At 54.8% G+C, this 12,302-nt stretch carries 12 protein-coding genes and 1 tRNA gene; 5 read left to right on the plus strand and 8 right to left on the minus strand.

Features of this window, described 5'->3' with window-relative positions; translation table 11 throughout:
- The first annotated feature begins 1 nt into the window (after nt 1).
- Nucleotides 2-78: transfer RNA gene (locus GJQ55_RS08270), tRNA-Met, on the plus strand.
- Nucleotides 79-286: 208 nt separating this feature from the next.
- The gene (locus tag GJQ55_RS08275) at nt 287-1,234 is read left to right on the plus strand and encodes a fructosamine kinase family protein (protein ID WP_228344504.1); all 948 of its coding nucleotides are present in this window, start codon (nt 287-289) and stop codon (nt 1,232-1,234) included.
- A gap of 270 nt (nt 1,235-1,504) precedes the next feature.
- Here the strand turns inward: GJQ55_RS08275 and pdxH are convergent, their stop codons facing one another.
- Nucleotides 1,505-2,146, minus strand: a complete 642-nt coding sequence (gene pdxH, locus GJQ55_RS08280; protein ID WP_228344505.1) for a pyridoxamine 5'-phosphate oxidase — start codon at nt 2,144-2,146, stop codon at nt 1,505-1,507.
- Between the two features lie 140 nt (nt 2,147-2,286).
- On the opposite strand from pdxH, the gene GJQ55_RS08285 reads away from it, so the two are divergent.
- Nucleotides 2,287-2,736, plus strand: coding sequence for an RDD family protein (locus GJQ55_RS08285; protein WP_228344506.1), 450 nt, complete (start codon nt 2,287-2,289; stop codon nt 2,734-2,736).
- Between the two features lie 15 nt (nt 2,737-2,751).
- Here GJQ55_RS08285 and lptG read toward each other — a convergent pair whose 3' ends face one another.
- Both lptG and lptF read right to left on the minus strand, forming a co-directional pair.
- Entirely contained in the window at nt 2,752-3,816 is a 1,065-nt protein-coding gene (gene lptG / locus GJQ55_RS08290; protein ID WP_228344507.1) for an LPS export ABC transporter permease LptG, read from the minus strand.
- Nucleotides 3,813-4,889: an LPS export ABC transporter permease LptF gene (gene lptF / locus GJQ55_RS08295; RefSeq protein WP_228344508.1), complete on the minus strand. Its 1,077-nt coding sequence runs from the start codon at nt 4,887-4,889 to the stop codon at nt 3,813-3,815. The genes lptG and lptF overlap by 4 nt, the downstream gene beginning before the upstream one ends.
- Before the next feature lie 132 nt (nt 4,890-5,021).
- Here lptF and GJQ55_RS08300 point away from each other — a divergent pair, with 132 nt between their 5' ends.
- Nucleotides 5,022-6,494: a leucyl aminopeptidase gene (locus GJQ55_RS08300; protein WP_228344509.1), complete on the plus strand. Its 1,473-nt coding sequence runs from the start codon at nt 5,022-5,024 to the stop codon at nt 6,492-6,494.
- Nucleotides 6,495-6,600: 106 nt separating this feature from the next.
- Complete coding sequence (locus tag GJQ55_RS08305; RefSeq protein WP_228344510.1) at nt 6,601-7,263, plus strand: nitroreductase; 663 nt, start codon at nt 6,601-6,603, stop codon at nt 7,261-7,263.
- A 46-nt stretch (nt 7,264-7,309) separates the two neighbouring features.
- Here the strand turns inward: GJQ55_RS08305 and GJQ55_RS08310 are convergent, their stop codons facing one another.
- From GJQ55_RS08310 to nqrF, 5 genes are all read right to left on the minus strand, one after another.
- Nucleotides 7,310-8,227, minus strand: coding sequence for a GGDEF domain-containing protein (locus GJQ55_RS08310; RefSeq protein ID WP_228344511.1), 918 nt, complete (start codon nt 8,225-8,227; stop codon nt 7,310-7,312).
- A 150-nt stretch (nt 8,228-8,377) separates the two neighbouring features.
- Nucleotides 8,378-8,737, minus strand: a complete 360-nt coding sequence (locus GJQ55_RS08315) for a hypothetical protein (protein WP_228344512.1) — start codon at nt 8,735-8,737, stop codon at nt 8,378-8,380.
- Nucleotides 8,738-8,780: 43 nt separating this feature from the next.
- Nucleotides 8,781-9,452 carry an SDR family oxidoreductase gene (locus GJQ55_RS08320; RefSeq protein WP_228344513.1) on the minus strand — a complete coding sequence of 224 codons (672 nt, stop codon included), beginning with the start codon at nt 9,450-9,452 and terminating at the stop codon, nt 8,781-8,783.
- Between the two features lie 217 nt (nt 9,453-9,669).
- Nucleotides 9,670-10,809, minus strand: a complete 1,140-nt coding sequence (locus tag GJQ55_RS08325) for an acyl-CoA desaturase (RefSeq protein WP_228344514.1) — start codon at nt 10,807-10,809, stop codon at nt 9,670-9,672.
- A 262-nt stretch (nt 10,810-11,071) separates the two neighbouring features.
- On the minus strand, nt 11,072-12,295 hold the full coding sequence (gene nqrF / locus GJQ55_RS08330; protein WP_228344515.1) for an NADH:ubiquinone reductase (Na(+)-transporting) subunit F: 1,224 nt from the start codon (nt 12,293-12,295) through the stop codon (nt 11,072-11,074).
- Nucleotides 12,296-12,302 lie beyond the last annotated feature (7 nt).

Genomic DNA, 12,302 nt, shown 5'->3' on the forward strand with positions numbered 1-12,302 from the left:
TGGCTATGTAGCTCAGTTGGTTAGAGCACAGCATTCATAATGCTGGGGTCGATGGTTCAAGTCCGTCCATAGCTACCACGAATTCCGAAAGCCAGCAGGTTAGCGCCTGCTGGCTTTTTTGTTGCCATTCAGCTCCGCTGATGCTGCATTCCGCACTGTTTTTGTCACCTGTTTGTAACCTGTATACGACCGAACCGGTCAACGCTGATGAAGTGTTAACTGATTGGCAGCACGGCCCTGCCCCTCTGTTTCAGAATACGCTCATGTTAACCAGCAGGTTCCAACCATGAACTCAGCAAGCTTACGGCCACAGCGGCCGGCCAGCGAACAACAACAAACCGAACAACTGATTCAGGATATTCTTACCGATGCCGTGGATCGCCGGCAGCTGTTTCCACCGGCGGCGGTGGTACGTGGTTACAGCCATCACCAGCATAAAACCCAGCAGCAATTCACCGTACAAACCCAGGGCGGTGCATTTTTTATCAAGATTCATGAATTGCATGCCCTGCCACGCTTTGCCGCCGAACAGGAAAGCCTGCTGAGTATTCTGGCCAGCCAGACCATTGCCGTTGCAGCGCCACTGACCGCGGGCACGCTGCAACGGGCGCAGGAACCGGCCATGGCTTATCTGATTCTGCAGCATATTCCGCTGGCGGTGCACGGCGACTGGTTCAGTGCCGGTCAGCAACTGGCACAGATGCACAGCCACCACAGCACGCAGGGGTATGGTTTCGGACGCACCACCTGGTGTGGCGAACACGCTCAGGACAACCGCTGGAACCAGCATTGGGGAGATTTTTTTGTACAGCAGCGGCTGCTGCCGATGCTGCAGAGCTTACAGCAACAGGGGATTGATCTGCCCCATCAGACACCGGCGCTGGACTACGCCCGCCGCTTACTGGAAGACCACCAGCCACCGGCATCCCTGCTGCATGGTGATCTGTGGTCAGGCAACATCGGCTTCAATCCGGACCGGCAGCTGTCGTACCCGGTATTATTTGATCCCGCCAGCTATTACGGCGATGCCGAGGCCGATATGGCGATGACCGAATTGTTCGGCCGTTTCCCGCAGCGCTTCTATGAGGGTTACCACAGCGTGGCAGCCCTGCGTCCCGGTTATGAGCAACGCCGGCCGCTGTATCAGCTGTACCATCTGTTAAACCACGCCGGCCAGTTTGGCGGCAGCTTCCTGCTGCAGGCCGAGCACTTACTGGCACAGATGCACGATTGATCCGTTAAGGAGCCTCTGAATAACTCTGCACAGCTCTGCGCGAGTCTTTCCGGGCTGTAGAGCAAGGCGACGAACGCAGAGAATGGCGAGCCCTTTTCAAGTTCGCCAACGCCGCTATACGGCCCGGAAAGCCGCGCCCTGCGGGGATGGCAGGAAAGCCCTGACTCGGTGTCGCCGGGTTTTGACAGAACCCGCTATGCCTGCAACCCGGCTTCGTGATTCAGAACTTTCCTGCAATCCAGAGCGGGCACTGAGCTATGCAGAGGCTCCTTAAGGATTCAGACGCTGCTTCAGCCACTCGCCCTGTCCTTGCCGCCGGTATTCCAGCCGGTCGTGCAGGCGGTGCTCGCCCCCCTGCCAGAATTCCATACGCGCCGGCCGCAGGCGGTAACCACCCCAGTATTCCGGCAACGGCACATCCTGTCCGTCATAACGCGCACTGACTTCAGCAAAACGAGCCTCCAGTTCAGCACGGTCAGCCAGCGGCCGGCTTTGGGCTGAAGCCCAGGCACCCAGCTGACTTTCCCGTGGGCGGGAATGAAAATAGGCTTCGGCTTCCGCACGGCTGAGCTTTTCAACCACACCCTGTACCTGCACCTGACGTTCCAGATTGATCCAGAAAAAATGCAGGCTGGCATGCGGATTAGCGGCCAGCTGATAGCCTTTGTGGCTTTCATAGTTGGTGTAAAAAATAAAGCCTTCGCCATCATAGGCTTTCAGTAACACCACCCGCTGCCAGGGCTGACCGGATTCATCCACGCTGGCCAGCGTCATAATGGTGGGCTCCAGCGGGCTGGTGCTGCGGTATTGTTCAAACCAGGCGTGGAACTGCGTCATCGGGTCGGAAGCCGCCGTATGCTCATCCAGCCGGCCCTGAGTGTATTGTTTGCGGATCGCGCCGAGATCAATCATGTGCAGCTCCTGATCGGGTAAGAAAATACAGAGCGCATTATGGCGGATGTGTCAGGTACTGTCTTGATCTGCTGCGCGGTTGGGCATGGCTGGCGGGCTTTTGTTATGATGCCGGCACTTTTATTCACGACGGTCTGACCATGAAGTATCAGAACTTACCCACCGCCTCCCTGACCCGCCGACTGGCTGCTTTGCTGTACGATGGACTGGTGATTCTGGCGCTGTATATTTTGCTCGGCGGCTTACTGGTAACCGCTATTTCCGAACTGCAGGGCAGCGAGCAGCTGGTACGCCTGAGCCCGGCTATGGCCATGACGTTGCTATTCAGTTTTTGTTTTTTGTATTACAACCATTCCTGGCGCCGTGGCGGCCAGACCATTGGCATGAAAGCCTGGCGTATCCGTCTGGTCAGTGCCGATGGCCAGCCGCTGCGGTTAAGCCACAGCATGCTGCGGGTGGGGACCGGTTTTTTTTCGCTGGTTATCGGCGGCTTAGGATTCTGGTGGGCGCTGTTCGATAAACAGCAGCGCAGCTGGCACGATATGGCTTCGCTGACCAAAGTGGTGTACGTCCCGAAAGACATGCAATAAACCTGCTGCGCCGGTTCAGCCGGCGCGACGCAACAACAAACCGCCAATCACGGCGCAGACAAACATCGGCACAAGTGTTGCCATTAACGGGGCAAACCCCAGCAGAATACTGATGGGGGCCAACAGCTCTTCCGCGTATTTATAAACCAGGCCCACCATAATGCCGGAGAAAATCCGGAACCCCGGCGTTACCGCGCGCAGCGGTCCGAAAATAAACGAAATACCCAGCAATACCAGGGCAAAGGTACCCAGCGGCTGATTCACCTTGGCCCAGAATGAAGCCAGATAACGGTCAGCATTCAGCCCTTCATTTTTCAGGTAGGCGGAATAGCTGTACAGATCTGAAATGGACATATCCCGCGGTTCATAAACCACCATATTCAGGCTGCGCGGCGTTAATGAGGTTGGCCACGCCTGGGTTTTATAGCTGCTGGTCAGCGTTTGTTCGGGGGTGATCTGCAGTTCCCGCACATTCTGTAATTGCCAGGCACCATCAATATACTGAGCTTTGGCCGCATATTGCACCGAACGCAACTCACGTTCAGCGCCAAAGTTATAGAGACTGACATTAAACAGCACACCGTTGGGGTCCACGGCGCCAAAGCGGGCAAACTGCTGCCCTTCCCGGTGCCAGTAACCCTTGCCACGGTTGTAATCAACCTCGCTGCGACCCTGAGCAATCAGCTTCATGGATTCAGCACTGCGTTCCAGATAAGGCACGGCGTATTCCGCATTCAGCATGCTCAGCGCCATTAACAGCGCGGTGGGCTTGAATACGGCCAGCATAATGCGCCACACCGAAACACCCGCCGCCCGCATAACCGTCAGTTCATTACTGGCCGCCATACTACCCAGGCCGGCCAGACAGCCGATCAGGCAGGCCATCTGCATATATTCATACGCCCGGCGGGGCAACCGCATCAGCATGTATTGCAAGGCTTGCGGAAACTGGTAGCCACCGCGCAGTTCATCCATTTCATCCACCAGCGCGAAAATGGCATCCAGCCCGACAATCACCATCACCACCGCCAGGGTCGCCAACACCACATTGCGGGCAATATAGGCATCTAAAAGTCTCATGCCGAAATTCTCCGCACATAGCGCCAGCGTTTATAAGATGGCCACAGGAAAATCGTCAGCGCGATCAGCAGAAATAACAGATGCACCAACCACAACGACAGGTACGGGCTGACGCGGCCTTTTTCGACCAGACCAACCAAACCTGCCAGCATCGAGACATACACCATAAACAGCATCAGGGCCGGGAACATACGGGCAAAACGGCCTTGCCGTGGATTTACCCGGGATAACGGAAAGGCCATCAGGGTGCCGATCGGCACCAATAAAATCAGCGAGATACGCCAGTGCAGCTGCGCCACATAAAGCGGGTTATCGGAACCGATAAGATCAAGGGTCGCCAGTGCTTCTTTGCGTAACTGACGCCGCTCGGCCTGCTCCTGAGACATACGCACGCCATAACGTTCAAAATCCAGCACCTGTAATTCGGCGCTGCCCGGCGTCAGATCGTAACGGCGCCCTTCGTGCAGTTCGAGAAAGCGGGAACCGGTTTCCGGGCTGACGTACTGAGTGCCGCGTTCAGCCACAATCAGAGAATCGCCATCGGCGATAAACACATGATTCATCTGTTGCTTATCACTGCTGAGCGATTCGGTATAGGTAACGCGGCTGCCCTTAAGCGCAGACTGGAAACGCCCTGGCGCTAATAATTCAAACTCGGTGCGTTTGGCTTCTTCCACGTACAGATCTTCGGTTTTCTGTGCCCCCAGCGGGCTGAGATACATGCTGGACAACGCCACCATCAGCATCATAAACAATGCCGGGATCATGCTGTAAGCCAGCAGTTTACGGTCAGAAAAACCGGTGGCGGTCAGCACCGTCATTTCACTTTCGGCATACAACCGGCCATAGCCGATAAGGATCGACATATACAAAGCCAGCGGAATAATAATGTCGAGGAAATAGGGTAACCGGTACAACAAGGCCAGCAGAATAAATTCAACCGACACCTCACCGGCAGCGGCAGCGGCCATGGTTTTAATCAACCGGCCGCTGAGAATAATCATCAGCAGCACAGTCGTTACCGCAAAGAAGGTACCGCTCAGTTCCCGGACCAGATAACGAAGAATAATCAAAATACCAACCTTAATACCCACAAACGGCTGTGTTCTGCCGGCGATTTTCGTACACTGCGTACTGTTCAGCACAGGTCGTACGGTTATGGCGACCGGTGTTTATCCGCCCGTTGTTACCCGCCAGGAGTCATCATGAATTACCAGATTTCGACCGATTCTGCTGCCGAAGTTCAGGCGAGCTGTATTGTGGTCACTATCGACCAGTCAGGCAAGCTGTCTGACAGTGCTGCGGCCATCGACAGCGCCAGTCAGGGTTACCTGCAGGCCCGTTTTGCCGCCGGCGATATTCAGGGCAAAACGGCTCAGACCCTGCTGTTACCTGCCGTCGCCGGTATTAAAGCCGGGCGCGTGTTGCTGGTTGGCACCGGTAAAGAAACCCTGACCGCCACGGCCGCCGTAAAAATTCTCAACGCCATCGCCACAGCCACCGCCGGCATCAAAGGCAGCATCGCCCTGGCACTGGAAACGCTGAGTTCCAACGCCCTGCCCGGCGCCTGGTGGGCCGAACAAACCGCACTGGCCTTCGGCAATGCACTGTACCGTTACACCGCCACCAAAAGTAAACAAGACGACAACGGCGAACCCGCTCAGCCCGACAGCCTGATCTGGCTGGGCAGCGATCAGTCTGCGGCGCTGGCCAAAGGTGAAGTCATTGCCCAGGGCGTCAGCTACGCCAAACACCTGGGTAATCTGCCACCGAATATCTGCACCCCCTCATATCTGGCCAGTGAAGCCCAGAAGCTGGCCGCCAACGGTGCGCTGGACGTAACCATTCTGGATGAAGAAGAACTGGAAAAAATGGGCGCCGGTGCCTTTGTTTCCGTTGCCAAAGGCTCGTCTCAGCCGGGCAAAATGATTGTGATGAAATACAACGGTGCTGCTGATAACAACACCGCTGCACACATGATTCTGGGCAAAGGTATTACCTTCGATACCGGCGGTATCAGCCTGAAACCGGGTCTGAACATGGACGAAATGAAATACGACATGTGCGGCGCCGCTTCCGTACTGGGCACCATGAAAGCCCTGCTCGCATTAAAACCGGCCATTAACGTGATCGGCATGATTACCAGCGCCGAAAATATGCCAGCCGGCCACGCCAGCAAACCGGGCGATGTGGTCACCACCCTGTCGGGCAAAACCGTGGAAATTCTTAACACCGACGCCGAAGGCCGTCTGGTGCTGTGTGACGCCATGACCTACGGCATCAATACCTTCAACCCAGCCAGTCTGGTCGATATCGCCACCCTCACCGGCGCCTGTATGGCCGCTCTGGGTCGCGTCAATTCCGGTCTGTTCACCACCGATGAAACCCTGGCCGGCGAACTGCAGCAAGCAGCATCGTACAGCGGCGACAAAGTCTGGCGTCTGCCCCTGGAAGACGATTATCAGGAATTGCTGGATTCCAACTTTGCCGACATCGCCAACATCGGCGGCCCGCTGGCCGGTGCCACCACGGCCGCCTGTTTCCTGTCGCGCTTTACCGAAGGCACCCCCTGGGCGCACCTGGATATTGCCGGCACCGCCTGGAACAGCGGTGGTAAAACCAAAGGCGCCACCGGCCGTCCGGTACCGCTGCTGGTGAATTATCTGCTGGCCAAGTAATGCCGTTTGCCTACAGCATTTCTGGCACAAACAGCCTGCCCCTTAAGGGGTAGTGCTGTTACCATCGGGTCATAGTGTTACCAATGGTTTATAACGAGAACAATCCATGACCCTGACCGATATCCTGCACAACCGTTATTCTGTCCGTGCTTTCAAACCCGATCCGGTGCCCGAAGCAACCCTGAAAGAAGTCTTTCAACTGGCCCAGCGCGCACCATCCAACTGCAATGTGCAGCCCTGGCAAACCTGTGTAGTATCGGGTGCCAAAAAGGACGAGCTAAAAAAAATCCTTGTCGGCACAGTGATGAAGCAGCAGACTCCACAGCCTGATTTTAACTGGAAAGTAGCGTACGAAGGCGTACACCGCGAGCGTCAGTTCGGTTCTGCCAATGCGTTGTACAGCGCCATGGGTATTGCCCGCGAAGACAAAATGCAACGCAATATGGCGATGCTGCGCAACTGGGCTTTTTTTGATGCGCCCCATGTCGCCTTTTTCACCATGGATACTTACCTGGACATTATGGGTGCGGTGGATGTCGGCATTTATGCGCAAACGCTCACGATGCTGCTGAAAGAGCGCGGCATCGACAGCTGCATGCAGGGTGCGCTGGGGCAATTCCCGCAACCCGTGCGCGAATTTCTGGGCCTGCCGGAAGGCCGCGGGGTGTTATTTGGTATGTCATTCGGTTATGCCGACGAAGCCGCTGCCGCCAATCAGTGCCGAACTGAGCGGGCGGAACTGACGGATGCCGTTCAGTTTATTGGCTGATTAATGGGTTGGCTGGTTTGCCATGGTACGGAATAACCGGGCCATATTATCGACCGCCGGTTAAGGCTTCGATAACCTGATTTTTGCCCAGCTTTTTCGCCTGATACAAAGCCCGGTCAGCGCGTTGCAATGTGCCGGAGAAAGAACCGTCTTCCGGCACCATGCTGGCTACCCCGATACTGACCGAGGCAACCGAACCGGCAGCAACAAACCGGCTTAACGCCGTCTGTAACAGCTGATGCAGACGGCAAGCAAACTGCAAAGCCTGCTCCGGGCCGGTATTTGGCAGCACAATGACAAACTCATCGCCGCCAAAGCGGCAGGCAATATCGTTTTGCCGCAACTCTGAACGACACACAGCCGCAACCACCTGAATCAGCTCATCGCCAACCTGATGGCCCAGGTTATCGTTAATAATTTTCAGGTTATCCAGATCAAACATCAGAATGGAATTCAGCACCGCGTAACGGGCTGATAATTCATAATGGCTGGCCAGTTCATACTCCAGCTTGCGGCGGTTAAACAGCCCGGTCAGCTGGTCGGTGTCACTCAGCGCTTTCAGCTGCAATTCCAGCTCATGACGGGCGGAAATATTACTGGCCACCCACAGCACCACATCTTCGCCACTAACCTGAAAATCCAGTGCCTGTACCCGGCCTTCAAACCAGATCGGTTGTTGCGGCCCATCATCGGGCAGATCTTTTACGTCCCGGTTGCTCAGTTCGTATTCTGCGATCAGCAATTGGCCGGAATCCAGTGCCAACGCAATCTGGTCCAGAAACCAACGGGCTTTATCGGGTTTGATCAGGTCGGCAATGTAACAACCGACCAAGCCGCTGCCATCATGGTAATAACGGGCATCACGCCCACCGAACAGGGCCAGATACTTGCCACTGCGGGACAGAATAAATGCCGGATCCGGCAACGCCTTAAGAATTAAAGCCATCTGCTCGAGGTTGATCATGCTGTTCCGCGTCCCTGTGAGTTTTAAGCCCGTACACTAATGATTTAACATAGCAGCAAAAAAACGGCGGACTGTACTTTATTGTTACCACCACCAAAAAGACCACCCGAAGGTGGCCTATTGACGGGTCTCACTGTAAAGCCTGAAGGCTCAGCAGCAATGCTCATGGCCGTCGGTAAAATCAATGGCCATGTAAATAGATGTTTGCGGGAACTGGGTCGGATACGCCATGTAGTAATGGGTATTCTCTTCCACCGGCCACCAGCAGGAAGCCGCCCGCGGGACATCGGCCAGGGTCACACGCTCAACACTGTATTCCAGGTCCATTCCATTGGTTTCGGGGAAAAATGCCTGGAAGTCTTCCGGGAAACCGGCTTCGGCGGTGTTCAGTTTGTCTTCAATTTTCAGTTCGCGCAGTTTCTTTTCCCATTCCGGGTCCTGGCTGCATTCAATAAAGAAATCGGCCAGGTAACGGCTGTGCAGTTTTTTAACAATACGGGCGTTTGACATGTTTCAGTTCCTGTCGGCAATAAGCTGCCATTAATAAAAAAAGTTACCAGGGTAAAGGCTGGCCATTGGAGTGCCAGAAACCACCGGTATTATCCAGATTCAGTTCATCGATACGGGCAGCCAGTCCGGCAGCCGCCTGAGCCGGCGTAATATCGCCGTTAAAACCCACCATACGGGTCTGCACAAAGCCCGGATGCAATTGCGCCACGGCAATACCGCGCGGTTTCAGATCCAGTGCCAGCGATTTACCCAATGCATTGAGGGCCGCCTTGGAAGCACGGTAGCCATAGTAGGCACCCGAGCCATTGTCAGCAATGGACCCCATGCGGCTGGTGATATTGGCAATTTTGCTGCCCTCAGCCATCAGCGGTAACAGCGCGACGGTTAATTCCAGCGGCACCAGTGCGTTAATTTCCAGCTGAGTACGGATACGGTCAAAATCCATAGCGTCGAGGGTTTCATTGGTGAAGACCCCGGCGTTATTGATCAGGATATCCAGCGGCCCTTCCAGCAGCTGTTCAGTAATGGTTACCACAGCGTCCATGGCACCCGGCTCGGTCAGATCGATACCGCTGATCACCTGATCGGCAATATCTTCCAGCTCGTCACTGGTTTCCCGGCACACGCCGGTAACGGCATCACCACGGGCGGCATACAGCTTTGCCAGTTCCAGACCAATGCCACGGTTGGCACCGGTTATCAGCACATTCGCCATGTTGTTCTCCTGCAGGCACGGACAATCAGTATCCGCGCTTCAAAGGCCGCCATACTACCCTGTTTTGGTTAACAACTTAACCGCAGAACCGCCTGAAGCCACCGCCGTGCCGCAATATTCCAGCGGAATTGCAGAGGGATTGTAAGATAACGATATAAACCACCCTGAAGGAATAAAAAACCCTGCCGCAGCAGGGTTCTTTCCGTAACCGTCCGTATCAGGCAGAGGCCAGCTGGGCGGTCAGCAGTTTCAGACGCTTGTGCTGCATCTTCAGCGAGTATTCCAGCTCTTTGTAACGGGTATGCAGTGCCGCATTTTCCCATTTCTCCAGCAGATTGCGCCGCGCTTCCTGATACTTACCGGCCTGCAGTTCCGTCCACTGAGCCAGGTTGTCACGGAACTGCTCATATTCGTGTTCCAGCACCTGCGACCACTTGTCTTTCTGCGCCGACAACGCCAGTTTTTCCTGTGCCCGCTTGAACTGCATCTGAATCCGGGCGCGCTGGATTTTAAAATCCGGCACGGTTTTCAGGTTATTGGCCAGACCCAGCATGGCACAGCTTTTAATCAGCCACTTAGTCGGGTCCCACTGCCACCATTTGATGCCATTACGGTAATCACTCTGAAAGATATGGTGATAGTTGTGGTAACCCTCACCAAAGGTCAGGAACGCGAAAAAGTGATTATCACGGGCGGTATTGTCATCGGTGTAAGGCTGTGAGCCCCACTTGTGCGCAATGGAATTAATAAAGAACGTGAAATGGTGCGTGGTCACTACACGCAGAATACCGGCCAGCAGAATCATGCCCCACAGGTCGTTGAACAACAGGCCCAGAGCAATGGGCACAGCGAAGTTCATACCAATGGCAATGGGCAGGTAATACTTGTACTGCCACATCACAATCGGGTCTTTCATCAGGTTTTTTACATTGTCGAAGTTTACTTCGCCACTTTTGTAATTACGCAGCATCCAGCCCATGTGGGAAAACCACAGACCGCGCTTGGCTGAATAGGGGTCCAGTTCGACATCATCAACATGGCGGTGATGTACACGGTGGCCAGAACACCAGTGCAGAATGGTGTTCTGCAACGCCATGGCCCCGAAGAGTGCAAACACCAGTCGCAGCGACCAGTGCGCGTTATAGGCATTGTGAGACCACAGACGGTGATAACCGGCGGTAATGGCCAGTTCGGTCAGCGAGGTCAGGACCACATAGGCGACCACTGCGGCCAGTGTGTAGCCATAACTGAAGCCGTACCAGGGCACGACCGTCAGCGCCAGCAGTCCGGTGACGCTGAACAGGATGGCAGGTACCCAGTTAATGGGGGCATGTTCTTTGATTGTGCTGGTGCTCATAAGGCTCTCTGTGCAGTAATCCGGTCGTCAGGCAGCTATTCTGCTTAACGGCTGTGCGGAATAATAGCGCATTAACCAGGCTTCGCCCATGCAGCCGCCAGTGGAAGTTTGCCGCAGATCAGGGCTGAGTATGACTTTTTTGTCAGTAAGTACTGACACAAGAATTGGTAACCGCTCCGGCAACCGCCTTCATCACCGCCAGAACGGCTCTGCCGGAATAAAAATACCGCGCCGGAGCGCGGTTCTTATTTAACCCGGCCGATTAACCGCCGAAGTCATCCAGCATAATGTTTTCCGGTTCAACACCCAGATTCAGCAGCATGTTGATAACCGATTGGTTCATGATCGGCGGGCCACACATATAGAACTCACAGTCTTCCGGCGCCGGATGGTCACGCAGATACTGTTCATACAATACGTTATGGATAAAGCCGGTCAGGCCATTCCAGTTATCTTCCGGCTGCGGATCCGACATGGCCACATGCCAGGTGAAGTTCTCATTCTCTGCTGCCAGCTGATCGTATTCTTCCTGATAGAACAGCTCACGCAATGAACGGGCACCATACCAAAAGCTGATCTTGCGCTTGGATTTCAGACGCTTGAGCTGGTCGAAGATGTGTGAACGCATCGGCGCCATACCTGCACCACCACCGATAAATACCATTTCGGCATCGGTATCACGGGCAAAGAATTCACCGAACGGACCGTATACAGTCACCTTGTCACCCGGCTTCAGATTGAAGACGTAAGACGACATGATGCCCGGGTTAATGCCGGTGCTGCCCGGGGGCGGCGTGGCGATACGGATATTGAACTTCACCAGACCGCGCTCTTCCGGGTAGTTCGCCATGGAATACGCACGGATGGTGTTTTCTTTGTTAACCGCTTTCAGGTTGAAGAAGCCGAAACGTTCCCAGTCACCGCGGTATTCCGGCTGAATATCGAAATCCGAGAAGTTGATTTCGTACGGCGGGCATTCCAGCTGTACGTAACCACCGGCACGGAAGTCAACGTTTTCGCCTTCCGGCAGTTTCAGGGTCAGTTCTTTAATGAAAGTAGCGACGTTCGGGTTGGACACCACCGTGGTTTCCCACTTCTTAACGCCGAACACCTCTTCCGGAACTTCGATGACCATGTCCTGCTTCACCGGCACCTGACAGGACAGACGCCAGCCTTCACGGGCATCGCCTTTGGTGAAGTGAGATTCTTCGGTCGGCAGCATCGAGCCACCGCCTTCAAATACCTGACACTTACACTGCGCACAGGTACCGCCACCACCACAGGCAGAGGACAGGAAGATATTGTTGGCTGCCAGGGTTTGCAGCAGCTTGCCGCCGGCTTCGGTTTCGATGGTTTTTTCGTGATTGATCACGATTTTCACCTTACCGGAGCTGACCAGCTTGGCACGGGCGCCCAGAATGATAAACACCAGTGACAATACAATCACAGTGAACATCACCACGCCGAGGATAATTTCAATATTCAAAATACCG

This window comes from Venatoribacter cucullus (assembly GCF_016132445.1).
Classification (GTDB): Bacteria; Pseudomonadota; Gammaproteobacteria; order Pseudomonadales; family Oceanobacteraceae; genus Venatoribacter; species Venatoribacter cucullus.